Origin of the sequence: Sodalis praecaptivus, assembly GCF_000517425.1 — a bacterium.
Taxonomy (GTDB): Bacteria; Pseudomonadota; Gammaproteobacteria; order Enterobacterales; family Enterobacteriaceae; genus Sodalis_A; species Sodalis_A praecaptivus.
In genome coordinates this window covers 2837395-2862625 of sequence record NZ_CP006569.1, presented here as the reverse complement: position 1 = coordinate 2862625, position 25231 = coordinate 2837395, and the positions used below count along the sequence as shown (strand labels likewise).

Genomic DNA, 25231 nt, shown 5'->3' with positions numbered 1-25231 from the left:
CGGCTCGGTTCGCCGCCGCCATCACATTCTTGAGGACGCCGCGCCGGGTGCGCAACACCGGGCGCGGCGTTTTTCCGTCCTGTGGCGCGCGCTCCGTGACGCCCCTCCGTGCCCAGGCCCCCGTCGCGTTTTAGGCGCTTAGGGTATGCTGCTGTAATTCTTCCAGTAGCGCGTCAACATAATCCAGCCGCACCGTACGATCCGCCAAATCGCGGATAAATCTCAAACGGGTCGGGCCGTCAAGTCGATAGGTGGCCGGTTCGCGCGTAAGCAGACCGATCAGATACGCGGGGTCGACGCGGTTGGTTTCGCTGAATTCAATAAAGCCCCCTTTATCGCTGCCCTCAATGCGGCGGATACCCAAACGTTGCGCCCGCTGCCTGAGGCGGGCTATCGCCAGCAAATAGCGCGCCGGGTCAGGCAGCAGACCGAAGCGGTCGATAAGCTCCACTTTCAACTCTTCGATTTCACGGTCGTCGGCGGCGCTGGCAATTCGTTTATACAGCGACAAACGCGTGTTGACGTCAGGGATAAACTCTTCCGGCAGCAGCGCGGGCATACGCAGCTCCACCTCGGTCAATTGATTGGTGAGATCTTCTAAAGACGGTTCGCGTCCGGCCTTGAGGGCGTCTACCGCGCTTTCCAGGAGCTCCATATACAGGGAAAAACCGACGGTTTCCATCTGACCGCTTTGATCTTCTCCCAGCAGTTCGCCGGCGCCGCGGATTTCCAAATCGTGCGTCGCCAACGCAAAGCCGGCGCCCAGATCCTCCAGCGAGGCGATGGCCTCCAACCGCTTATGGGCATCCTGGCTTAGCGCTTTCGGCGGCGGAGTCAGCAGGTAGGCGTAAGCCTGGTGGTGCGATCGTCCGACGCGGCCGCGCAATTGGTGCAGCTGCGCCAGGCCGAAATGGTCCGCTCGCTCGATGATAATGGTATTGGCGTTGGCGATGTCGATACCGGTTTCAATGATGGTGGTACATACCAGCACGTTAAAGCGCTGATGGTGAAAATCATTCATCACCCGTTCCAAATCGCGCTCGCGCAGCTGGCCATGACCGATGGCGATGCGCGCCTCCGGCACCAGCGTTTCCAGGCGGCGGGCGGCTTTTTCAATATTCTCGACGTCGTTGTAAAGATAATAGACTTGGCCACCGCGCAGCACTTCGCGCAGGATGGCCTCGCGTACCACCAGCGCGTCGTATTCGCGTACAAACGTTTTCACCGCCAGCCGGCGCGCCGGCGGCGTGGCGATAATCGACAGATCGCGCATGCCGCTCATCGCCATATTCAGCGTGCGCGGGATGGGGGTGGCGGTCAGGGTGAGAATATCGACATCGGCGCGCATCGATTTGATGCGCTCTTTGTGGCGCACGCCGAAGCGGTGCTCCTCGTCGACGATGAGCAGACCCAAATCATGCCATTTGACATCGCTTTGCAGCAGCTTGTGGGTTCCAATCAGAATATCCACCTTGCCCTCGGCGGTCTGCTCCAGCACTTGGGCCTGATCCCGTGCGCTGCGAAAACGTGAAATCATCTCAATCCGCACCGGCCAGTTGGCGAACCGGTCGCGAAAATTGTCGAAATGCTGCTGCGCCAGGAGGGTGGTGGGCACCAGCACGGCCACCTGTTTGTGGTTTTCGATCGCCAAGAAAGCGGCGCGCATCGCGACTTCCGTTTTACCGAAGCCGACATCGCCGCAGACCAGGCGGTCCATGGCCAACGGCTGGCACATGTCGCTGAGCACCGCATTGATTGCCTGAGCCTGATCCACGGTGGGTTCAAACGGAAACCCCTCGCAAAACAGTTGATAATTTTCCCGATTGTGGCGGAAGGCGAAGCCGCTTTTGGCGGCGCGCTGGGCATAAATATCCAAGAGTTCCGCCGCCACGTCCCGCACCCGCTCGGCCGCTTTTTGCCGCGCCCGCGCCCAGGCGTCGCCGCCCAGTTTGTGCAGCGGCGCGTTTTCATCGGCGCCGCCGGCGTAGCGGCTGATGAGATGTAGCGAGGACACCGGCACGTAGAGCTTGTCGTTGCCGGCATAAGTGAGAATTAAATACTCGGCCTTGATGCCCCCCGCCTCCAGGGTGGTCATGCCGGCGTAACGGCCGACCCCGTGTTCCAGATGCACCACCGGCTGGCCTTCATGCAGCTCGGCCAGATTGCGGATTAACGTATCGGCGTTAATGGTGCGGCGATTATCCTGCCGGCGGCGGCTGACCCGTTCCCCCAGCAGATCGCCTTCGCAAATCAATGCCCTTGCGCGCGGCGCATCGATAAAACCCCGTTCGCTGGCGCCGATGATGAGGTAAGCGCCCCGTTCGGCGGCGTCCTCCAGCCGGCTTATCAGCTTCGGCAGAATCTTCACCCGCGCCAGCAGCTCGCTTAAGGTTTCCCGCCGACCTTCGCTTTCCACCGAGAAAATCACCGGGCCGTCAAACTGCTCGCAAAACCGGCGTAACTTGTCCATGGGCGCTTTGCTCTGCGCCTCCACCGCCAAATCCGGCAGCGGCCGATAATCCATGTTGTGCTGGCCGGCTTTCTCCGGCAGCGTTTGCGTGCTGAGCTGCACCCGCGGCCAGCGTTTAAGTTCGGCGAACAGCCCGTCAACCCGCAGCCACAGGGCCTCGGGCGGCAGCAGCGGGCGCATGGGATCCACGCGGCGATTGTCAAAACGCGCGCAGGCGTCGTCCCAGAAACGGCCGGCGCCGGCCTCGAGATCGCCGGTGTTGACCACCAGCGTGCCCGCCGGCAGATAGCTGAACAGCGGCACCAGCGGCTCGCTGAAAAACAGCGGCTGCCAATATTCGATCCCCGCCGGCAGCGTCCCTTTGCTTACCTGCTGGTAAACGTGCTCGGCGTCGCGGCGCACATCAAACTGCTCGCGCCACTGGCTGCGGAACAGCTCTATCGCGGCTTTATCGGTAGGGAATTCGTGCGCCGGCAGCAGATTGATGGAGGTGACTTCTTGGAGGGTGCGCTGGGTATCCACGTCGAAAATACGCAGGCTGTCGATGTCGTCATCAAAGAAATCGATGCGGTAAGGCTCTTCGCTACCCATGGGATAGAGATCCAGCAGCGCGCCGCGGGTGGCGAATTCACCGTGCTCCATCACCTGATCGACGCTGCGGTAGCCGGCCTGTTCCAGCTGGGCGCGCAAGGTCTCCCGCGACAGACGCTGGCCTTTGGTCATCAACAGCGTGTGGCGGTGCAAAAAGGCGTGCGGGCAGACGCGCTGCATCAGGGTATTCACCGGTAGGATGATGACGCCGCGCGCAAGGGTAGGCAACCGGTAGAGGGTGGCTATCCTGTCGGAAATAATTTCTTGATGGGGAGAGAAACTGTCGTAGGGCAGGGTCTCCCAATCGGGTAGAGTAAGGACCGGGTGACGGGTGAACTGCCGGATCTCGTCATGCAGCCGCAGCGCGCTTTGCATATCGGTGGCGATGAGCAACACCGGTCCAGGATAGCGGTCGACAATGGCGGCGCACTCTACGGCGCTGGCGGCGCCGGTAAGCTGACCCAGGGTCAGTTTTTTGCCGGCTTGGGTCGGTAAGGTATAACGATCGCGTTCTGACATAGCTAATGATAAATCTCTTTTCTCACATCACGGGGCCATCGCAGCACAGCCTGCGGTAGAATGCCGCAGCGGCGGGGACGATGGCTAAAAAATGCGCGCTTTCAGGAATAAAAGCCGGCCGTTGCGGCGCTTAATGGTTCCATAATGCCATACGACCCTTTATTATCCTTGATCACTTTGCTTTCGCAACCGCATCCAGACGGAAATCAATGTATCAACCTGTCGTATTATATATTGGCCTGCGCTATATGCGTGGGCGGGCATCAGACCGCTTCGGTCGTTTTGTCTCCTGGCTCTCCACCATCGGCATCACGCTTGGCGTGATGGCGCTGGTGACGGTGTTATCGGTGATGAACGGTTTCGAGCGTGAACTGGAGAGCAATATCCTCGGATTGATGCCCCAGGCGCTGTTGACCACCCCCGAGGGGCGGCTTGATCCTAAACGTATTCCGGCCTCGGTGCCAGATGCGCTTGCGGGGGTAACGCGCGTGGCGCCGCTGACCACCGGCGATGTCGTGCTGCAAAGCGCGCGCAGCGTCGCGGTGGGCGTGATGCTCGGCGTCAATCCGGGGGATCCCGAACCGCTGTCGCATTATTTGCTGGAGACCCGACAAGATGACCTGGTGGCCGGCCAATACCGGGTGATCCTGGGCGACGAACTGGCCGCCGCGCTCGGCGTGAAGCGCGGCGATGCGGTGCGGCTGATGGTGCCCGGGGCCAGCCAATTCACTCCGATGGGCCGTATTCCCAGCCAGCGTTTATTCACCGTGGCCGGCACCTTCGCCGCCAACAGCGAAGTCGATGGCTACCAACTGCTGGTCAATCAGCAGGATGCGTCGCGCCTGATGCGCTATCCCGCCGGCTACGTTACCGGCTGGCGCTTGTGGTTGCAGCAGCCGCTGGCGGTAGAAAGCTTGAGCGCGCAGTCTTTGCCGGACGGCCTGGTGTGGCACGATTGGCGCGAACGCAAGGGGGAATTATTCCAGGCCGTGCGTATGGAAAAGAACATGATGGGCCTGCTGTTGAGCCTGATCGTCGCGGTGGCGGCGTTTAATATTATCACCTCGCTTGGACTGCTGGTGATGGAAAAACAGGCCGAGGTGGCGATATTACAGACCCAGGGTCTGACTCGCCGTCAGGTTATGCTGGTGTTTATCGCCCAGGGGGCCAGCGCCGGCGTTGTCGGCGCGTTGCTGGGCACCGGCCTCGGCGTGTTGCTGGCCAGTCAACTGAACCGTCTGATGCCGGCCCTCGGAGCGCTGCTTGACGGGGCCGCGCTGCCGGTGGCTATTGAACCGGTACAGGTGGCGGTCATCGCGCTGTCGGCCATGGCCGTAGCGCTGCTGTCCACGATTTATCCTTCCTGGCGCGCCGCCGCCGTACATCCCGCTGAGGCTTTACGATATGAATGATGCTCCTTTGTTACACTGTTCCCAACTCAGCAAACGTTATCAGGAAGGTAAGCTTTACACCGATGTATTGCGTAACGTGAGTTTCACGCTGCAGCGCGGCGAAATGATGGCGATTGTCGGCAGTTCCGGTTCAGGTAAAAGCACGCTGTTACATCTGCTGGGCGGGCTGGATGAGCCGACCGGCGGCGAGGTGATATTTGAAGGCCAGCCGCTGAATACGCTTTCTTCCGCCGCGCGCGCGCTGTTGCGCAACCGGCGGTTGGGCTTTATCTACCAGTTCCATCATTTACTGCCCGATTTCACCGCGCTGGAAAATGTGGCGATGCCGCTTCTGATTGGCGGCAACCGCCCGGCCCAGGCGCAAGAGACGGCGCGGGAAATGCTGGCGGCGGTAGGGCTTGAGAAACGCGGCCACCACCGCCCGGCGGAACTGTCCGGCGGCGAGCGGCAGCGGGTGGCTATCGCGCGCGCGCTGGTGAATCACCCGGCGCTGGTGCTGGCCGACGAGCCCACCGGCAATCTGGATCAGCGCAATGCGGACAGTATTTTTGAACTGTTGGGCGAGCTGAATATGCGCCAGGGCACCGCCTTTTTGGTGGTGACCCACGATCTTCAACTGGCGAAGCGCCTGCACCGGCAGCTGGAAATGCGCGATGGCGCGCTGCAGGCCGAAGGCGCGCTGCTGGGAGCCGGGCAATGAAGATGCCGCTGTCGTTAAACATCGCGCTTCGCTTCAGCCGGGGGCGGCGGCGGGGCGGTATGGTGTCGTTGATTTCGGTCATCTCCACCATCGGCATCGCGCTCGGGGTCGCGGTGCTGATTATCGGCCTGAGCGCTATGAACGGGTTCGAGCGTGAGTTAAACAACCGTATTTTGGCGGTGGTGCCCCATGGCGAGATCGAACCGGTGAATCCGCCGTTTGCCGACTGGCCGGCGGTGTTAAAACGTATTGAACAAGTGCCGGGTATTCTTGCTGCCGCGCCCTATCTGAATTTTACCGGCCTGGTGGAGCGTGACGACAAGTTGCAGGCCATCCAGGTAAAAGGCGTCGACCCGGCGCTGGAACTGCGGCTCAGCGCGCTGCCGCGCTACGTCAAGGGTGATGCCTGGTCGCATTTTCAGGCCGGTCATCAGCAAATTATCGTTGGTAAAGGGGTGGCCGATACGCTGAAGGTCAAGTCCGGCGACTGGCTGACGGTGATGATTCCCAACAGCGATCCGCAGATGAAGCTGTTACAGCCAAAACGTATTCGCTTGCAGGTCAGCGGGATTTTGGCGCTGAATGGCCAGCTGGATCACAGCTTTGCCATGGTACCGCTGGCGGACGCCCAGAACTATTTGCAGCGCGGTGAAGACGTCGGCGGCATCGCCATTAAGGTCAGCGACGTTTTCAACGCCAATAAACTGGTGCGGGACGCGGGGGAGGTGACCAATGCGTATGTCAAAATCCGCAGTTGGATCGGCACCTACGGCTATATGTATCGCGATATTCAGATGATCCGCGCCATTATGTACCTGGCGATGGTGTTGGTAATAGGCGTCGCCTGTTTCAATATCGTTTCCACGCTGGTGATGGCGGTTAAAGATAAAAGCGCCGATATCGCGATTTTGCGCACCCTCGGGGCCAAAGACGGGCTGACCCGTGCTATTTTTATTTGGTATGGCCTACTGGCGGGCTTGACCGGTAGCGTTATCGGCGCGGTGGTCGGCGTGTTGATGGCGCTCAACCTAACGACGCTTGTGAAGGGGCTTGAGCGTCTGCTGGGCCACCGGCTGCTGTCCGGGGATATTTATTTTATCGATTTTCTGCCGACCGAGCTGCACTGGGTGGACGTCACCAGCGTGCTGGCCACGGCGCTGTTGCTCAGTCTGCTGGCGAGCTGGTATCCGGCGCGGCGCGCAAGCCGCATCGATCCGGCCCGGGTATTGAGCGGTCAATGAGGCCGCATAAGGAACAGCGCGCATGCGTATTCATCGCCGGTTAATCCGGTTTCGCAAAAGTAAAAGATTACGGCAGCAACGCCTGCGCGCCCGTATTTTTCACCGGGACTCACTAGCGGTGACCAAAATGAAAAAACCTTTTGTTGTGGTGCTTACGGGCGCGGGTATCTCCGCGGAGTCGGGCATTCGCACTTTCCGGGCCGAAGACGGGTTATGGGAGGAGCATCGGGTGGAAGATGTCGCCACCCCCGAAGGGTTTGCCCGCAACCCCGCGCTGGTGCAGGCGTTTTATAACGCCCGCCGGCGTCAGCTGTTACAGCCGGAAATCGCGCCAAATCCCGCGCATTTGGCGCTGGCTGAACTGGAGCAGATGCTGGGCGATAATTTTCTGCTCATTACGCAAAATATCGATAATTTGCACGAACGCGCCGGTAACCGGCGTATCATCCATATGCACGGTGAATTGCTCAAAGTGCGCTGCAGCCAAAGCGGCCAGATCCTCGAGTGGCGTGACGACGTCACCGAGGCCGATCGCTGCCATTGCTGTCAGTTTCCCGCCGTGCTGCGTCCCCATGTGGTCTGGTTTGGTGAAATGCCGCTCGGGATGGACGATATCTACCATGCCCTGGCGCGCGCCGATTATTTTCTGGCAATTGGCACCTCGGGCCACGTCTACCCGGCCGCCGGCTTCGTCCACGAGGCACGCCTCTGCGGCGCCCGCACCGTCGAACTGAATCTGGCGCCGAGCCAGGTGGAAAGCCAGTTCGAGGAAAAATACTATGGTCCGGCCAGCCGCTGTGTGCCGCAGTGGACCCGCGAGTTTATCGACGGTTTCATCGCCCAGCGCGGCTGAACCGTCGGTTTTGCTCTCTTCAGGCATAAAACTGACCTGACACAATATTTTCCAGCGCGTCGCTGGTCATAATGGGCCGTGGCGAAGAGACAGGCGAAAACAATGAATAAATTACTCGATCGTTTTTTACATTACGTATCTTTTGATACCCAGTCCAAGCCCGGCGTAAAGCATGTGCCCAGTACCGACGGTCAATGGAAGCTGGCCCGCGCGCTGCAAGATGAGCTTGCCGCGCTGGGGCTTGCGGATATTACGCTTAGCGATCATGGCTGCCTGATGGCGACTTTGCCGTCCAACGTATCCTGGCCGGTGCCGGTTGTCGGCTTTATCGCGCATATGGATACCGCGCCGGATTTCACCGGTAAAAACGTCAATCCACAAATCGTGGAACAGTATCGCGGCGGCGATATTGCGCTCGGCAACGGCGATGAGGTCCTCTCGCCGGTCATGTTCCCGGTGCTGCATAAGTTGATTGGCCATACGCTTATCACCACCGATGGCAAAACGCTGCTGGGCGCCGACGACAAAGCGGGGCTGGCGGAGATCGTCACCGCGATAGTGCGGCTCAAGGAGCAGAACATTCCTCACGGCACCCTCCGCATCGCGTTTACCCCGGACGAGGAAGTGGGCAAGGGGACGCAATTTTTCGATATCGAGCGCTTCGGCGCCGAATGGGCCTACACCCTGGACGGCAGCGATGTCGGCGAGCTGGAGTATGAAAATTTCAACGCCGCCTCGGTGACGGTGAAGATCGTCGGCAATAATGTGCATCCGGGCACCGCCAAAGGGGTGATGGTAAACGCGCTGTCGCTGGCCACCCGCTATCATCAGATGATGCCCGCCGCGGAAAGCCCGGAGGCGACCGCCGGCTATGAGGGGTTCTATCACCTTAATACGATGAAAGGCAGCGTGGATAAGGTGGAAATGCACTATATCGTGCGTGATTTTGACCGCCAGCGGTTTGAAGCGCGTAAGCAGTTCATGATAACCAGCGCCGAGACGCTGGGAAAAGGGCTGCATCCGGATTGCTATATTGAGCTGACGATTGAGGACAGCTATTACAATATGCATGAACATGTCGCCAATCACCCCCATATCATCGAGCTGGCGCGGCAGGCGATGGTGGACTGCGGCGTCGAGCCGGTCATCAAGCCCATCCGCGGCGGTACCGATGGCGCCCAGCTCTCCTGGCGCGGTTTGCCCTGCCCGAATCTGTTTACCGGCGGCTATAACTACCACGGCAAACATGAATTTGCTTCGCAGGACGTGATGGAGAAAGCGGTGCAGGTGATAACTCGCCTTGCCGCGTTAACGGCACTCCGGGCCAAAGGCGCGCATGCCAAGCCCGCGCCGGCGGCGGAGTAACGGCTGAGGCCGTTCGCACAACGGAGGGCATGACTGCCCCGTCGCGGCGCCCGGCGAGCGCGTAATTGACTCGCCTAAGGATGCTGTGTGTGGGCAATCGTACCCAGGGCGAGACGGCGATGGCTGCGCGCGCATCGCTCTCGGGGCCGCCCACCGCATCGGAAACGCGACATGCCCCAGGCAAAAACAGCCCCCGCCGGGTAGCGGGGCCTGAAGGTGCGTCGCAGCCGCCGGGGAGTTCAGTTTTTAAAATACCAATAGCCGCTATTAATCAGGCCCGCCAGCAGCGCCAGGAACGAGGGATCCTCCAGCGCGTCGCCTAGCTGTTCCCGACTGATGTCGTAACGTGCGGCAAGCGCGGCGGCGGCGGCACGGTGTGGCGTCACAATCTTTTCGCCGTTGACGTAGCTGTCATCGCCGACCCGCAGCACCCGCAGCCCGCCGACGCGAAACAGGCTTTCGCCCTGATTGAGCAAATCATAGATTTCCCCGGCCTGATAGGGCGGCTCCGGCGGAGCCAAATCCAGCTCATGGCGCGATTGGGAAATAAATTCGCCAAACCATTGATTGAATTGATCGGGCTGCTGCATCAGCGCCATCATCATGGCGCGCAGCGCATCAACTTCCGCCGGCAGGATATGGGCGGGATCGTCGCGCGACGGGATCGCCGGGTCGCTGTAGCGTTGGCCACCCAGTTCCTGGGCAAGCACATAATCGGCAAAACCGCTGACCAGCTCGCGGCTGCTCGGCGCCCGGAAGCCGACGGAATAATTCAGCGCGTTCTCCAGCGCATAGCCTTCATGGGGGAAGCCGGGCGGAATATACAGCATATCGCCGGGCTCCATTTGTTCGTCGATAATCGCCTCAAAGGGCTCGACCTGGAGCAAATCGGGATGGGGACAGTGCTGTTTCAGCGGGATTTTATCGCCGACGCGCCAGTGCCGGCGGCCCTGGCCCTGAATAATAAACACATCATATTGATCGAGATGAGGGCCGACGCCGCCGCCGGGAACCGAAAACGAAATCATAAGATCGTCTATGCGCCAATCAGGCAAGCGACGGAAGGGCTGCATGAGCGCCGCCGAGGGTTCGTGCCAGTGATCGACCGCCTGTACCAGCAGCGACCAGTTGTGGTCCCCCAACTGATCGTAGCTGGCAAAGGGACCATGGTTCACCTGCCAAACGCCATCGTCATGGCTGACCAGACGGCTGTCCACTTCGGCTTCCATGGCCAGGCCGGCCAGTTCGTCAGGCGATAGCGGATCGACGAAGTCGCGAAATGCGCGTTTAATGATTACCGGGCGTTTCTGCCAGTAGCGTTGTAGAAAGTCGTTCCAGTCCAACTCAAGTTGATAATCCATAGCCTGATTCCAGCGCGGGAGAAATTAGAGGAATTATAACGGATAGCGGCGGCGCAGGCCGGAGATTTTTACCCGCGCTGCGCCAAACGGGATGGGGCGCCCATAACCGGGCTTAATCGTCTTCGGGCTGCGTACCCTGTTGCTTGAAAATGACCTCCACCAGCGCCCCGCCGAGGGCGCTTTCGCCAATCACAATATCGCCGTCGTACTGCTCAAGAATTTCCGCCGCCACCGAGAGCCCCAGACCTTGGCCGGGACGCAGCGTATCGGCGCGCTGACCGCGCTGGAAGATAAGGGTGCGCTTGGACTCCGGGATGCCCGGGCCGTCATCTTCGATAATTATATGTAGCGCGCTTTCCCTTTCGCGGGCGCTAACCTCGACAAATTCCAGGCAATATTTGCAGGCGTTGTCCAGAATATTGCCCATCACCTCCATAAAGTCGTTTTTCTCGCCAATAAACGTCAACTCCGGCGAAATATCCAGCGACAGGGAAACCCCTTTGCGTTGATAAACTTTGTTGAGGGCCGAGCACAGGCTATCGAGCAGCGGCGGTACGGAATGCAGCTCGCGGCTCAGGACATTATGATCCGAGTGGACGGTGGCGCGGTGCAGGTAATAGCCGATTTGCTGGGAAATGCGGCTGATCTGCTCCAGCATAATCGGTTCCGCCATTTCAATATTGGTGTCGCGATCGGTGCGCAGGGAACGCAGCGTGGTTTGCAGCACCGCCAGCGGCGTTTTCAGACTGTGGGTCAAATCAGACAGGGTGGAGCGGTACTTCTGGTAGCGCTGGCGTTCGTTATTCAGCAAAATATTCAAATTGCGCACCAGGATATCCAGTTCGCGCGGCGGATTCTCATCCAGACGTTCCCGTTCACCGACCTCCAGCTCGCGCACCTGCCTGACCAGATCTTTAATAGGGCGCAGGCTCCAGTGTGCCGCCAGCCACAGCAGCGGCACCACCAGCAGGAGATTGGCCAGCAGAACATAGCTGAACCATTCCCAAACCAGATCGGTGCGCTGCAGCTCATGGGGAATGGTATCGACGACCACGATGGTCAGCGGCGGCAGGCGGCCGGTCGCCGGATAGCGGTTGACCGCCACGGAATGGGTCAGGGCATTATCGTCGCTGCTGTCGAACTCTTTGAGCCGCACCTGGGCGCTGGGGTTGTCGCCCACCACCGCGCTGCTGGTGCGCGTATCGGTATCCAGCTCGAAATAGCCGGTCTTGGTCAGCCAGTCCTGCTGCAGGCGCGACTCCAGCGCCGGCACATAACGCTGGCGCCAGAGTATATGGCCATTTTCATCATAAATCAGCACCAGCGCGGCGAAGTTGATATCGATATTCGGCGGCACGGCTATCGACAGCTTGTTGTCCTTCCACTGCGCCAGACTGAAAAAGAGATTGCTTTCGCCCCGCAGCAGGCGGAATGACGTTTTATCAAAGCTGACGCTGTAGCCAATGACGGCCACCATGCCGTAGCACAGAGAGAGCGCCAGAACTACGCAGGCTGCAGCCAGCAAAAATCTGACGCGCAGGGAAAACGGTTTTTTGTGGCGAAACGGAAATAGGGTCATAGAGCCTAGTTAACATCAAAACGGTAGCCCTGACCGCGAACTGTGGTGATCACTTCATGCGGGTAATTGGCCTGCATCTTTTTCCGTAGACGACCCATTAACACGTCGATGGTGTGACTCTCGCGCAATTCAGCGTCGGGATAAAGTTGCAGCATCAGCGAATCCTTGCTGACGACTTTGCCGGCGTTGCGTATCAATGTCTCAATTATAGTATATTCAAACGCGGTGAGTCTGATATTAACCTCGTTAATCATGAGCTCACGGCGTGAAAGGTCAATAAGGAAGGGCGGCAGCTCGATGACCTGCGACGCCAGACCGCTATTGCGGCGCATCAACGCCTGCATGCGCGCCACGACCTCTTCCAAATGAAACGGTTTAGTCACATAGTCGTCGGCGCCGGCTTCCAGCACCGTGACTTTATCCTGCCAGCCTTCGCGGGCGGTGAGCACCAGCAGGGGAATTTTCACCTGATGGCTGCGCCAGCGGCGAATAAGGTTGAGACCGTCCTCATCCGGCAGGCCCAGATCAACAATAGCGATATCGGGTGGATGCTCATTTAGAAAGTAGTCCGCCTCCCTGGCGTCCGCGGCGGCATCCACCTGGTGCCCCATTTCACGCATCTGTACCGTCAGATGATGACGAAGAAGAGAATTATCTTCTATTACCAGAACTCGCATCGCAGCTCCTAAATAAAATCACCCTTAACGGATCCGGTGGCGCAATCCGTCTTGTTAAGCGGTTATCCTTCCGGCTGGGAAGGAATATCTTACCGGATAAGAGTATCCCAGAGAGTGACTAAACTCCGCATAAACAGAGAGGGAACCAGGGTCGGACGCAGGTTCCCTTTTTATCACCTATTTCAATTCATCAACCATCGCCGCCGCGCGGCCGATATAGTTAGCCGGCGTCAGCGTTTTCAGTCGCGCTTTTTCCGCATCCGGCAGCGGCAAACTGTCGATAAAGGCTTTCATGCCTTCAGCGTCGACGCGCTTACCGCGGGTGAGTTCTTTCAGCTTCTCGTAAGGTTTTTCAATCCCGTAGCGGCGCATCACCGTCTGTATGGGTTCAGCCAGGACTTCCCAATTATGGTCGAGCTCCGCCAATAAATGGGCCTGATTGACCTCCAGTTTACTAATTCCTTTAAGCGTAGACTGGTAAGCGATAAGCGCATAACCAATACCGACGCCTAAATTGCGCAGTACGGTGGAGTCGGTCAAATCCCGCTGCCAGCGCGAGACCGGCAATTTCGCCGCCAAGTGGTTCATCACCGCATTCGCCAGCCCCAAATTCCCTTCCGAATTCTCGAAATCGATGGGGTTCACCTTGTGCGGCATGGTCGACGAGCCGATTTCGCCGGCGACGGTGCGCTGTTTGAAATGATTAAGCGCAATATAGCCCCAGACGTCGCGGTCGAAATCAATCACGATAGTATTGAACCGCGCGATGCAGTCGAACACTTCGGCGATATAATCATGCGGCTCGATTTGGGTGGTAAAGGGGTTCCAACCGATACCGAGCCCGGTGACGAACTCCTCGCTGAAACGATGCCAGTCCACCTCGGGATAGGCAACCATATGGGCGTTGTAATTGCCGACCGCGCCGTTAATCTTGCCCAGAATCTCTACCTGTTCGAGCTGACGATACTGGCGCGTCATGCGATAGGCGACATTCGCCATCTCCTTGCCAAGCGTCGAGGGCGTCGCCGGCTGGCCGTGGGTGCGCGACAGCAGGGGAATATCGCGATAGCGTTCGGCAAGCGCGGTGACGCCGTCGATGATTTGGCGCCAGGCGGGCAGCAGGATAGTCTCGCGGGCGGTGGCCAGCATCAGCGCGTGGGAGAGATTATTGATATCTTCGGAGGTACAGGCGAAATGGATAAATTCGCTCACCGCCAGCAGCGCCGGTTGCGCGGCAACTTTCTCTTTCAAAAAATATTCAACCGCTTTCACGTCATGATTAGTGGTGCGCTCAATGGTTTTAATGCGCTCGGCGTCTTCGACGCTGAAATTGGCGACAATCGCGTCAAGGTAACCGTTTGCGTGGTCGTCAAAGGGTGGGACCTCTTTGATCGCGTCACAGGCGGCCAGCTTTTGCAGCCAGCGCACTTCCACCTGTACGCGAAATTTCAGCAAACCAAATTCGCTGAAAATAGCGCGCAGCGGGCTGACTTTGTCGCCGTAGCGGCCGTCGACGGGCGAAACGGCGGTCAGAGAGGATAATTCCATCGATTGCGACTCCTGGAAAGATTAAGAATGGGTAAGTATCTGTTTAGCTTCTTTAAATAACCGGTTGCGGCCGAACATCAGCTGAAGCCGTCCGCCGCCGACCTGTTGCCATAGCACGGCGGAACGGATGCCGGCCAGCAGTACGGCGCGCACTTTGGCCTGGATCTGGGTGTTTTGCAATACCGCCGGCGCGCCGGTGACCTGGATGCGCGGCCCGAGCGGGCTGATAATGTCCACATAAATGCTGGCCATGGCGCTGATAAGCGTATCCGACAGCAAATCGAAATGGCCGAGCTGGCGATGAAGTCCGTCGATGCGGCGGCTCAGCGCCTCTTGAGCGCCGCGGTTGCCGTTCAGCTTGCGTTCAAGCACCATCAGCCCCAGGGTATAGCGGGTCAGCTCGGCGCCAAGCCCTTCTCGCGACGACGCATTCAGCACGGCCTGCAGCGTCTCCAACCCCATGCGCAGATGGGTCGGGTTATCGCCGTAGACCGCACGCACCGACGGCGGATTAAGATCCAGCAGGCTTTGCAGCGAGACGCGTAAGGGCTGCTCGTCGCATTGGCTCTGGTGGGCGAGCTGCTGCACAAGGCGCGCGCTTTGGCAAACACCCGCCAGCGCCAGCGTAATGTCAAAATAGTTCTTGGCCAAAATGACTCCTGTATCCATCCCTGAGGTTAAGTCCACCCGCCGGGCGTCCGCCCAACGGCGCGGCAGGCGCGCTACGCTTGCGCGATCATGCCATAAAAGCGCGGTCAAACACAGCGGTAAAGGCGCGCGGCGGGCGTTTCGCCACCCCATCAGGGTTTCGCGCGGCGCCACTCGCCAGGGATGCTGCCGGTCAGGACGCCACCGACGCGGGAAGCGTCTCAGTGAGGCAACGGCTGGCGCGCTTCAATGATGCCGCCGCCCAAGCAGCGCTCCGCCAGATAAAATACCGCCGACTGGCCCGGCGTGACGGCGGCCACCGGCCGATCAAAACTCACCTGCAAACGTCCGTCCGGCAGCGGCGTCACCAGACACGCGATGTCCGGCTGACGGTAACGGGTTTTCACCGTACAGCGCAGCGCGTCTGTAAGCGGTTCCCGATCGACCCAGTGCAGCTGGCCGGCGACAAGGCCGGTAGACATCAGCCGCGGATGTTCGTGGCCCTGAGCGACAATCAACCGGTTATTGTCAAGATCCTTGTCCACCACATACCAAGGGTCTTCGCTGCCGTCGCGGGTGCCGCCAATGCCCAGCCCTTTGCGCTGACCTAATGTATGGTACATCAACCCCTGATGGCGGCCCACCTCCTGGCCGTCAACGGACATAATCGCACCCGGCTGCGCCGGCAGGTAGCGGCCGAGGAAATCGCGGAATTTTCGCTCGCCGATGAAACAGATGCCGGTGGAGTCTTTTTTGGCCGCGGTCGCCAGGCCGAGCTCGGTGGCGATGCGCCGCACTTCCGGTTTGGCCAATTCCCCAATCGGGAACAGGCAGCGCGCAAGCTGCGCATGGCCTAACGTATAGAGAAAATAGCTCTGGTCTTTGTTATCGTCCATACCGCGCAGCAGTCGGCTTTTGCCGTCCACGTCGGCGCGGCGCACGTAATGGCCGGTGGCGATAAAGTCGGCGCCGAGATCCTCGGCGGCAAATTCCAAAAAGGCTTTGAACTTGATTTCCTTATTGCACAAAATATCCGGATTGGGCGTGCGGCCAGCCTGGTATTCGGCAAGGAAATGCGCAAAAACGTTATCCCAATATTCGGCGGCGAAATTAACCGTATGCAGCGTGATGCCCAGGGTGTCACATACCGCCCGAGCATCGGCCAGATCGCTTGCCGCGGTGCAATATTCCTCGTTGTCGTCCTCTTCCCAGTTTTTCATGAACAGCCCCTCCACCCGATAACCCTGTTGCAGTAGCAACCAGGCGGAGACGGAAGAGTCGACACCGCCGGACATACCGACGATTACTTTTTTTTGACCGTTGTCTGACATGGGATTCTCACGAGCGGGATGACCGCCGCGCGGCGCGCGGCGCAGTAAAACAGGCGGCATATTTTATCACGATCCGACCCCGTGCCGCCACCTTCACCCATAAGGCGCGTTTTCGTCGCCCTCTGCGGCCCTAAAGGGGCGAACAGTCGTCACCTATGCGCCTTGAGGACCCTCAAAATGCCCACGGCGGCGGACGCAGAACCTGTACGCCATTGCTCTTGGCCGGCAACCTGACGCCGTCAAAACGGCCAATTGAATGCCGCGAGGAAAGTCAGCGGCAGGCGTTCGCCGCGCTGATAGCAGCGAAGACTTTCCGCCACCAGGGGGGAGCGCAACTGGTCTGACGCGAAAAGAGTTTCAGCGGGCAGCCAAAGACAGCGATCGATATCGTCATCTTGCGGGATGGCCGTCACGCAGCGTGGCAAATCGATCACGAACAAAAACCGCAGAAACGGCGTGTTATCGAGCGCAATCCATTGATGTATCCGCAATAGCGCCTGGGGTTGGGCGTGGATACCCGCTTCCTCCCACAATTCACGCTGCGCCGCCTCGATAAGGGTTTCATTCGCCTCGAGATGACCGGCCGGCTGATTCCAGCGCGGTTGACCGTGAATCGTTTCCTCTACCACCAAAAATTGGCTCTCCGCCTGTACCACGCAGGCGACGGTAACATGGGGTTTGAACATCGCGGGGCTTGTCCTCCATAGGTAGGGGCAAAAAGCATTACGCCGGGTCGATATCGCGCCACTCTCCAGGCGCCAGACCGGCCAGGCACCATTGCGCGATTTTATAGCGAATCAGCCGCAGCGTGGGATGCCCGATATGGGCGGTCATACGGCGCACCTGACGGTTTTTCCCCTCGTACAGGGTCACCCGCAGCCAGCACGTAGGAATAGCCAGGCGCACGCGGATCGGCGGCGTTCGCGGCCATAACCAGTCTGGCTCGTCAACGCGCGCCACGCCGGCGGGCAGAGTCAGGCCGTCTTTCAACGGCAGGCCGGCGCGAAAGGCGGCCAGAGCGGCCCCGTCCGGCTCGCCTTCCACCTGAACATAATAGATCTTAGCGGTTTTTTGCGTCGGCTGCGTCAATCTGGCCTGAAGCTTACCCTCATTGGTCAGGATCATCAGCCCTTCGCTGTCGCGATCCAACCTGCCGGCGGCGTAAACCGACGGTATGGGAATATAATCTTTGAGCGTAGCGCGGCCGGCGTCATCGCTGAATTGCGCAAGCACGTCATAGGGTTTATTGAACAAAATGACACGGCGCGGATCTCGCGCTGGCGCGGATTTGCGGCGGAAGTTGCGTGCGGGGCTGGGCTTTTTGATAACGGGGTACGCTCTGTCGGGGCCAGAAAAAAACAGTATACCGGAATAGTGACCCCGCGCGCCAAGCGTGGCGCCGCGGCGATAAAAAAAAGCGGGCCCGCGGGCCCGAAAAAATGGGCAAACTACAAACTTGCATGTGGAACACTAACTCTAGCCGAGGGCGCGTCTTTTGCTTCACGGTGACGAATTAATAGTTAAAAACTGTTATGCCGCTGCGTCGGTCGTGTGTAAACGGCGGATAGCGGATAGCGGATAGCGGATAGCGGATAGCGGATAGCGGATAGCGGATAGCGGATAGCGGATAGCGGATAGCGGATAGCGGATAGCGGATAGCGGATAGCGGATAGCGGATAGATCTTCCGGCCGGTTGCGGGAAAGCGCCGCCGGCCGCGATGAATCAGCCTGCAAGGGTGTCATGAGGCGTTAAGCGATGCGCGCAAGCGTAATGTCAGAATAAAGCAAACAGCAGCACTACCGGCAGGCTCATCGGCCAGGTCAAGCCAATGATTTTCGCGGTAAACAGACGAATGCGCAGGGAAGGATCGTGACTCAGTAGGAAGGTGACGGGCACCGCGATGAAAAGTCCGATGATATAAATGTGCGTCAGCGCTTCCCAAGCGGGGGACATAGCTTTACCGATCCTGTTTTATTGTTGTGAGCGCGGAGTGTAGCCGTTCATTGCGCGTTAAGCAATCGGCCACCGCACGGCGTTTACCGGCGCCCGGTGGTGAACGCGCGCAGCGGGCGGCCGGGTCAAAGAGCGTCAGCGCCACCCGGGCAATCGGTGAGTGGAGCGGCCCTCAGCCGGTGCCGTTTTGCGTCGCTTGTACCGGCGCCGTTTCCTCGCCCACCACTTTCAGCGGGGGGAACTCGCTTTCATTGAACAGCACATTTTGCGTCGGGATGGCAAGCTTGATGTCCAACGCTGCCAGTTCCTCCATCAGGCGAATATTAATCTCCTGCTGGATGTCCATATACTTATTGTAATCCGCGCTGGCGACGATATGCACCACTTCAAAGGTCAGGCGGAAATTATCGAAGGACAAAAAATGGGCACGGTCGAAACGGGTTTCCGGGATTTCCTCAATAATTTTTTTCACCCTATCGCCCACCAGGCGTAATTTTTCGGGCGGGGTGGAATAGGCCAGGCCAAAGGTGAAAACAATCCGCCGCGTCTGCATCCGTTTGTAATTGTGTATGGTTTGCTGCAGCAGGATCGCATTGGCGCAAACAATTTGCTCACCGCTCAGACTGCGGATACGGGTGGTTTTCAAACCGATATGCTCTATGGTGCCGGCGATATCGTTAAACACCACGAAATCGCCGATGACGAAGGGTTTATCGAAGCCTATCGCCAGCGAGGCGAAGACGTCGCTCAGCACCGTCTGGATCGCCAGCGCGATGGCGATGCCCCCTACGCCCAAACTGGCCACCAGGGCGGTGATGTTCACGCCGACATTGCCCAGGATGGACAACATCATCACCGCCCAAATCAGCACCCGCATCATTAAGCCCAGGATGACCATGGTCACCGGGTTACGCGCCGCGCCGGGCTCGCGGGTCATATTGCTTAACCAGACGTGGACGGCACTGTCCAGCCACATGGCGATTTGCAGCGCCAGAACCAAAAACCAGCCGTGGGAGATAGCGTTATTCCAACTACCGGGCAAATCGATGAAATGAATACTCAGCAGCAGCGCGGTAAAGAGGATAAGCAGGCTTTTGGTGTTGTCGAGCATCTCCACCACCACCCGATACAAGATGCTGTGCTTGCCGCTGCTCCACTGCTTCACCCGATGGCCGGACAGGCGGATAATTTTGTTGATGACCCAATAAATAATAAAGCTGGCGACGACAATAATGGCGATATTGAGCCAAAAAGTGGGGCTGGTAATCAGACGGATGAAGTTAAGGTTCCTTAACATCTCCATAAAAGGCTCTCCCGGGCAAAAAAGTAAAATTAAGGCTGATTGCTCAAATCGTGCGTCTTAAAAAAGTGGCACATTTTCGCCGGACCGGCAAATGACCGGCCCCGCGCGCGCCGCAATCAGGACGGTTCTTATGCCCCGCGGGCGCCAGTGGCTAAGGTTTGCGCACCTAAGCCGGTGGTCTGCGAGGACCCGATGCGCTTGCCGTCTCCCAAAAGAAAGCCTGTGCAACGTTCGCCGGCATCGACTTATACCCTGAGCAATTCAGCGCGGCATAACCCGGGTGGCAGGCGACCCAAGGGCATGTTGGCAAGATCCTGCCTGGCATGATGTCCCGGTGATGGAATAAAAAGATAGAAAGGTAATGAGATGACAAGATGATGACGCCTGGCGCGGTGTTAATTTCATCGCGGCAAATAAAAGGCTGTTTTTATAAAAAATGGCGAGGAGGGGATAATTCTCACGGCAAAATTAATTGCCTTTATCGCTTGCGAAATAAGGCTGTAACGTCGCAGGCAATACGGATTTTTAGCCAGTTTGCAAGCGTAATCTGTTGTTTGTGAGTTGAGTGGAAAAATTTTTCTGTGATAAACATCAAAGCTGTTCTTTGCCATAGTGATTAAAATCCACTTTCGTTGATGTTTCTTATTTAATTTATTCAATAATATTTAATCATATTATTGTTCCTTTGAAGGACTGTTAAATATGACTATTTCAATTACCGTATCTGTATCCCATAATGACGTCGAATTCGACGGCGGCAAACTGGATAGGCTTCGGCATGGCGCTGCAATCGCCGCTGACGATCACACTGCCAGGGTCACAGAAGGCGAGATGCGCATTGAACCTCGTTCATCACTACAGGCTACGAGAACCGATACGCCGATTATTCCCGAGTCGCGCGGCCGTTTTTATGTTGCCAATGCGGGAAAGGCTAAACAAGTCACAGCCGTTTTTTATTGGTCTCATAGTTTTACTTCGGAATGGTTTGAATATAGCTCAACGGTTATCGCACGGGGAACGGACGGCATCGTGATGCCGCCGTCAAACTCGCTTTATTACAGTAAAATCGTGATTTATAACGATACCGATGATGTGGCCTTTGTCACGGCATACACGCTGTAATTCGTCTGCGTTGACCTATTGCTCATACCAATAGCCGATAGGCTATTCAGGAGAAAAATATGAACTCTGAATCAAATACAGCGCTGGATGTTACCAACGTCGTTTCTCCCATGATGACGCGGGGAAAATCTAAAGTGCCTCTTCCCCAATGGGAGTGGGATAATGCATGTGATATTAAATACTGGATGATCAAATTGGCAGGGTTTATCCCTGAAGTAGGGGCGATACTGTCGACGATGCTGGAGGTCTGTTGGCCGTCAAAGAAAGAGAATGTGTGGCAACAAATATTACATGAAGTCGAGAACATGATTGAAACTTCAAAGCTGACCATTATTCAAGGCGTGCTGCGCGGCTTTATTAATGAGATGGAGGGGAAAGTCACACACGTGCAGTTTATGCTGGAAACCCATCCAGGGAGTCGTGAGGCGCATGATGCTTACATGTCGTTAGCCCGGTATTTGATCGGCATGGAAGAACATTTTTGCTCATTCGATGATAGGACCAACCTGCAAATCATGCCTATGTATACCGCGTCTTTGATGTTACAGGTCATGTATTGGTCAATCGGCGTCCACAAAAGCCAAGAAATGGGCCTGACCGCGCGGGAAGTGGAGGAGATGCAGGACATCATAGACCGGCTGGTTGATCGATCTTCGGCATATTGTCATGCTTTATATGATACAGAGTATGACGAAATCATTAATACCTCAGATGCTTACGATATCACTAATGATTTATTGTCCGTGAGAGGTCACTGTCTGATGCACGGTATCGAAGTTTTAGAAATCGTCGAGCAGATAAAAGCGCGCGGTAGCAAAGAAAACATCATCCTTAAGACATTAAGCTATTCGGAGGTTTTTGACCGCGTGACGCCTAAAACCAAATTACAGGCGTTAACGGAGGACGACAACATGGTTGCGCCTCTGAAACCGGCGTGGCTGGGCAATAATTATGCGCAGATACGGTCTCTCGTCGGCTATATTGTCAGGATAGGCGGTGCGCCAAGGGTAGGCGGCCTCGGCATTACGTTTACCGATGGCAACACGTATCAATTAGGCACTATCACGCGCGAATATCGTAATCTTGAGTTAAACGGCAGTGTTATCACGCTTATTGAAACCTGGGGCAGTGGTGCTATAGATGAAGCCTTATTTACCTTGAGCGATGGGCGCACTTTCAGTTTCGGTCAAAGGTATAGCTACAATTATCGGCGGTTTGAAGCGCCTGGACATTATATCACCGGTCTCTACCTGGCCAGTGATGAACCCTCTCTTCGTGGACAAGCCGCCGGCATAATGGCGTCCTACCATTTGAGAAATGACCCAGCCACCCCGTCTACGCCTGTCTCATCGGTCCCAAGGCCCCTAAAAAGCCTGCCACGCCGCGTGGCGGTTAGCGTTAGCGCTCACGGTGAGGGGCGCACGCGCGACTAACCATAACGCTGTTGGTGGGCTTTTTTTCGCTGCAGGTAATCTTCATCGGCGCGCAGGCGGTCCCAGTACTGTTTGAAGATGGCCGCCGCCGCCGCTTTGACCGGATCGTTACCGCGGGGCTTGACGGCCCGGTCTTCATCATATTTCCTGCCGCCCTGGTGATTGGCATAACGCCGCGCGCGGGTGTATCCCATTTGGATAAATTTGCGCGCCATATCCATGCCGACAAAATCATCCGCCCGCCGGTACTGCTCGAAAAGCTGATAAATGGTCTCGGCTGACTGTGCCGCGACCTGCGGATTTTTGAACCGCCAGTGCGGTAAGATCTCCCCTTTATAAGGCTCAACCAGCAGGACGCCCTGTTCGCCGCGACCGACCTGATAACGCTCGGGGTGCTGGCGAAAATCAATCTGGCTGAAATCCTGCTGATAGTTAAAAGGGATACCCATTTCTGCTCATCCGTCGTACCGCAGGCGGCAGAAGAATTCCGCGCGCCCGGCATGATTAACCAGCATAGTGCCGAATGCGGCGATTTTCATCCCGCCGACACGCCTGCAAAGGCGCCGCGGGGCGGATGACGGGGGCGCCCGCAGCGCCATGGCGTTGCCAACAGCTCATCAGCCCAGGGGGTCGTCCAACTCGCGCACATGATCATCCTTGTTCAATGTCATAAGCGCGAAGAAACTGATAATGGCGGTGATAACCACATACCAGGCCGGGATATCCAGGTTGCCGGTCTGTTTAATCAGCCAGGTAATCATCAGACCCGCGCAGCCGGAAAAGACCGCATTTGACAACGAGTAGGCCAGCCCCAGCCCGGTATAACGTACCCGGGTGGGAAACATTTCCGCCAACATCGCCGGGCCTGGGCCCGCCAGCAGGCCTACCGCGCCGCCGGCGATAAAGACCGCCAGCCCTTTGCTTAGCAAGGCGCCCTCCGGATTTTGCAATAGTCGCAGGAGCGGAAAGGATAACGCCAACAGCAGCACGGTGGCGGTCATGAGCACGCGTCGCCGGCCTATCCTGTCGCTTAACATGCCGGCGGGGATAATGGTCAGGGCAAAACCGGCGTTGGAAATGACGGCGATAAGCAAGGCGGTTTGCATATGGGTGTGCAGCGCCGATTGCAGGTAGGTAGGCATGATCACCAAAAAGGTATACCCCGCCGCGGACCACGCCATCAGCCGGCCGATACCGAGGGCAATGATGCAACTCATCGCGCCGGCGCCGGGCGCGAGGGCGGGCGCGGCCGCCGCCTGGCGCGACCGAATGAAGGCCGGCGTTTCCTTAAGACTCAGGCGTAGCCACAGCGCCACGGCCCCCATCGGCAGCGCCAGGAAAAACGCGATCCGCCAGCCCCATTGCAGCAACGCCTCTTGCCCCAATACCGCCGCCAACAGGGCCACCACGCCGGCGCCGGCCAACAGGCCCAGCGCGACGGTCAGGGACTGCCAGGCGCCGTACAGGCCGCGTTTACCCCTCGGGGCGAATTCGGTCATCAGCGCCACCGCGCCGCCGTATTCGCCGCCGGCAAAGAGCCCTTGCAGGATGCGCAGTAGCGTCATGAGGATAGGGGCGGTAATACCGATACTGGCATAGGTTGGCACCAGTCCAATCGCCGCCGTGGCGATAGTCATCAGCACCAGCACCAAAATCAGCGTCGGCTTACGGCCCAGGCGATCGCCAAGGCGGCCGAACAGCGCCGCGCCGAGCGGGCGAAAGAAAAAGGCGACGGCGAACGACGCATAGGTGAGGATAAGCCCGGTGAGGGCGCTTTCTCCCTGCAGGCGGAAGACATTCTCCGCGATCACCGTCGCCAGGAAACCGTAGACCGCAAATTCATACCATTCGATAAAATTACCAACGGCCCCGGCCAACAAGGCCTTTTTATGGGACAGCGGGGATCTGCTGCGCGCGTGATGCATAACGGTATCCTTAAGGCGAGAGAGAAAGGCCAACGCCGTCTCGCGCCGGTGAACGGCGTATCGCCGAACGGGGTCAGGCGCGCTGGATGAGACGGTGCGGTAGAGCAACACGCGGCGCCGGCGCGGGTGCCGTCTGACCAATTTATCCTAAATCAACGCGTCATCATGTCAACGGTCGGCCGCGGCGCCACCGTCTATACTGCATGAGGCGGGCACGGGGGCGCCGGCAATTCGGCCCGGCGCCGGGGTGGTGACGCAGGAGACAAAGTATGACCGAGACAAATCAAAAAGTCGCCGTGGTAACGGCATCGGATTCCGGCATCGGCAAAGCGGCCGCGCTGGCGCTGGCCGCCCAGGGGTATGATGTCGGCATCACCTGGCATTCCGACAGGCAGGGCGCCGAGGACACCGCTCGCCAGGTGGCGGCGCTGGGCAGACGGAGCGAGGTGCGCAAGCTGGACTTGACCACGTTGCCCGCCGCCGCCGAGGTGATTGATGATTTTGCCAACGCTTTCGGTCGACTGGATGTGCTGGTCAATAATGCCGGCGCCAGCCATAACGGCCCGCTGTTGACGCTTGAGTATGAACAGTGGCGACAGGTTTTTTCCATTGTTCTCGACGGGGCTTTCCTGTGCGCCCAGCGCGCCGCCCGGGTCATGAAGACTCAGGGCGCGGGCGGGCGCATCATCAATATTACCTCGGTGCATGAACATACCCCGCTGCCCAACGCGGGGGCGTATACCGCCGCTAAACACGGCCTGGGTGGTTTGACCAAATCGCTGGCGTTGGAACTCGCGCCGTATGGCATTTTAGTCAATGCGGTGGCGCCAGGCATGATCGCGACGCCTATCAATGATATGAACGAAGAGGCGGCCTGGCATACTTCCGAACCGGGTATTCCCCTCGGCCGTCCGGGCCATGTGCGCGAGATAGCCGGTATGGTGGCCTGGCTTGCCAGCGACGCCGGAAGCTATACCACCGGTCAATCTTTCGTCATCGACGGCGGGTTTATGCTGGTTAACCCACAATTCGAGGCGCAGAAAAAACAGGCGGCCGACTAGCCGGACAGGGTGGCGACAGCGGCCGCGCGTAGCTACCGTTAAGGTCGATGAGCCGCTGGCGGCGGTTAGCAGGGCGCGTTCGGCGACGCCGAACGCGGGTGCCGGTGCGGGACGGGAATGTGATGGCCGTCATGGCCA

Annotated in this window: 23 protein-coding genes; 8 read left to right on the top strand and 15 right to left on the bottom strand. The window is 58.2% G+C overall.

Annotated features, from left to right (window positions below; translation table 11 throughout):
• Window positions 1-130 precede the first annotated feature (130 nt).
• Entirely contained in the window at window positions 131-3580 is a 3450-nt protein-coding gene (gene mfd / locus SANT_RS12570; protein WP_025422649.1) for a transcription-repair coupling factor, read from the bottom strand.
• A 209-nt stretch (window positions 3581-3789) separates the two neighbouring features.
• Here mfd and lolC point away from each other — a divergent pair, with 209 nt between their 5' ends.
• From lolC to pepT, 5 genes are all read left to right on the top strand, one after another.
• Entirely contained in the window at window positions 3790-4992 is a 1203-nt protein-coding gene (gene lolC, locus SANT_RS12565) for a lipoprotein-releasing ABC transporter permease subunit LolC (RefSeq protein ID WP_025422648.1), read from the top strand.
• On the top strand, window positions 4985-5692 hold the full coding sequence (gene lolD / locus SANT_RS12560; protein WP_025245572.1) for a lipoprotein-releasing ABC transporter ATP-binding protein LolD: 708 nt from the start codon (window positions 4985-4987) through the stop codon (window positions 5690-5692). Before lolC ends, lolD begins: the two co-directional genes overlap by 8 nt.
• Window positions 5689-6933, top strand: coding sequence for a lipoprotein-releasing ABC transporter permease subunit LolE (lolE, locus tag SANT_RS12555; protein ID WP_025422647.1), 1245 nt, complete (start codon window positions 5689-5691; stop codon window positions 6931-6933). The genes lolD and lolE overlap by 4 nt, the downstream gene beginning before the upstream one ends.
• A 22-nt stretch (window positions 6934-6955) precedes the next feature.
• Window positions 6956-7786, top strand: a complete 831-nt coding sequence (gene cobB, locus SANT_RS12550; RefSeq protein WP_025422646.1) for a Sir2 family NAD+-dependent deacetylase — start codon at window positions 6956-6958, stop codon at window positions 7784-7786.
• A 102-nt stretch (window positions 7787-7888) separates the two neighbouring features.
• Complete coding sequence (gene pepT, locus SANT_RS12545; RefSeq protein WP_025422645.1) at window positions 7889-9151, top strand: peptidase T; 1263 nt, start codon at window positions 7889-7891, stop codon at window positions 9149-9151.
• 239 nt (window positions 9152-9390) lie between these two features.
• Here the strand turns inward: pepT and SANT_RS12540 are convergent, their stop codons facing one another.
• The 12 genes from SANT_RS12540 to SANT_RS24145 all read right to left on the bottom strand — a co-directional run bounded on the left by SANT_RS12540 (window position 9391) and on the right by SANT_RS24145 (window position 20163).
• Window positions 9391-10512 (bottom strand): cupin domain-containing protein, encoded by a 1122-nt coding sequence (locus SANT_RS12540; RefSeq protein WP_025422644.1) that lies wholly within the window; start codon window positions 10510-10512, stop codon window positions 9391-9393.
• A gap of 112 nt (window positions 10513-10624) precedes the next feature.
• Entirely contained in the window at window positions 10625-12091 is a 1467-nt protein-coding gene (phoQ, locus tag SANT_RS12535; protein WP_025422643.1) for a two-component system sensor histidine kinase PhoQ, read from the bottom strand.
• Between the two features lie 5 nt (window positions 12092-12096).
• On the bottom strand, window positions 12097-12768 hold the full coding sequence (gene phoP / locus SANT_RS12530; protein WP_025422642.1) for a two-component system response regulator PhoP: 672 nt from the start codon (window positions 12766-12768) through the stop codon (window positions 12097-12099).
• Between the two features lie 177 nt (window positions 12769-12945).
• Window positions 12946-14316 (bottom strand): adenylosuccinate lyase, encoded by a 1371-nt coding sequence (gene purB, locus SANT_RS12525; protein ID WP_025422641.1) that lies wholly within the window; start codon window positions 14314-14316, stop codon window positions 12946-12948.
• A 21-nt stretch (window positions 14317-14337) separates the two neighbouring features.
• Window positions 14338-14967 carry a high frequency lysogenization protein HflD gene (gene hflD / locus SANT_RS12520; protein ID WP_025422640.1) on the bottom strand — a complete coding sequence of 210 codons (630 nt, stop codon included), beginning with the start codon at window positions 14965-14967 and terminating at the stop codon, window positions 14338-14340.
• A 218-nt stretch (window positions 14968-15185) separates the two neighbouring features.
• Window positions 15186-16295, bottom strand: a complete 1110-nt coding sequence (mnmA, locus tag SANT_RS12515; RefSeq protein WP_025422639.1) for a tRNA 2-thiouridine(34) synthase MnmA — start codon at window positions 16293-16295, stop codon at window positions 15186-15188.
• 239 nt (window positions 16296-16534) lie between these two features.
• Window positions 16535-16981: an NUDIX domain-containing protein gene (locus tag SANT_RS12510; RefSeq protein WP_025422638.1), complete on the bottom strand. Its 447-nt coding sequence runs from the start codon at window positions 16979-16981 to the stop codon at window positions 16535-16537.
• Between the two features lie 37 nt (window positions 16982-17018).
• Window positions 17019-17621, bottom strand: a complete 603-nt coding sequence (gene rluE, locus SANT_RS12505) for a 23S rRNA pseudouridine(2457) synthase RluE (RefSeq protein WP_051440171.1) — start codon at window positions 17619-17621, stop codon at window positions 17019-17021.
• Window positions 17622-17825: 204 nt separating this feature from the next.
• Window positions 17826-18029, bottom strand: coding sequence for a hypothetical protein (locus SANT_RS12500; protein ID WP_025422636.1), 204 nt, complete (start codon window positions 18027-18029; stop codon window positions 17826-17828).
• A 40-nt stretch (window positions 18030-18069) separates the two neighbouring features.
• Window positions 18070-18249: a GhoT/OrtT family toxin gene (locus tag SANT_RS12495; RefSeq protein WP_025422635.1), complete on the bottom strand. Its 180-nt coding sequence runs from the start codon at window positions 18247-18249 to the stop codon at window positions 18070-18072.
• Between the two features lie 172 nt (window positions 18250-18421).
• On the bottom strand, window positions 18422-19552 hold the full coding sequence (locus SANT_RS12490) for a mechanosensitive ion channel family protein (RefSeq protein ID WP_025422634.1): 1131 nt from the start codon (window positions 19550-19552) through the stop codon (window positions 18422-18424).
• 401 nt (window positions 19553-19953) lie between these two features.
• Window positions 19954-20163 carry a hypothetical protein gene (locus SANT_RS24145; protein ID WP_148296283.1) on the bottom strand — a complete coding sequence of 70 codons (210 nt, stop codon included), beginning with the start codon at window positions 20161-20163 and terminating at the stop codon, window positions 19954-19956.
• A gap of 91 nt (window positions 20164-20254) precedes the next feature.
• Here SANT_RS24145 and SANT_RS12485 point away from each other — a divergent pair, with 91 nt between their 5' ends.
• On the top strand, window positions 20255-20674 hold the full coding sequence (locus SANT_RS12485; RefSeq protein ID WP_025422633.1) for a hypothetical protein: 420 nt from the start codon (window positions 20255-20257) through the stop codon (window positions 20672-20674).
• 59 nt (window positions 20675-20733) lie between these two features.
• Window positions 20734-22107 (top strand): insecticidal delta-endotoxin Cry8Ea1 family protein, encoded by a 1374-nt coding sequence (locus SANT_RS12480; protein WP_025422632.1) that lies wholly within the window; start codon window positions 20734-20736, stop codon window positions 22105-22107.
• On the opposite strand, the gene SANT_RS12475 is transcribed toward SANT_RS12480, so the two are convergent.
• Entirely contained in the window at window positions 22104-22556 is a 453-nt protein-coding gene (locus SANT_RS12475; protein ID WP_025422631.1) for a DUF4385 domain-containing protein, read from the bottom strand. The two genes, SANT_RS12480 and SANT_RS12475, sit on opposite strands and share 4 nt — an antisense overlap.
• Window positions 22557-22724: 168 nt before the next feature.
• Window positions 22725-24032, bottom strand: a complete 1308-nt coding sequence (locus SANT_RS12470) for an MFS transporter (protein WP_025422630.1) — start codon at window positions 24030-24032, stop codon at window positions 22725-22727.
• A gap of 269 nt (window positions 24033-24301) precedes the next feature.
• Between SANT_RS12470 and SANT_RS12465 the strand changes: the two genes are divergently transcribed.
• Window positions 24302-25093, top strand: a complete 792-nt coding sequence (locus SANT_RS12465; RefSeq protein WP_025422629.1) for an SDR family oxidoreductase — start codon at window positions 24302-24304, stop codon at window positions 25091-25093.
• Window positions 25094-25231 lie beyond the last annotated feature (138 nt).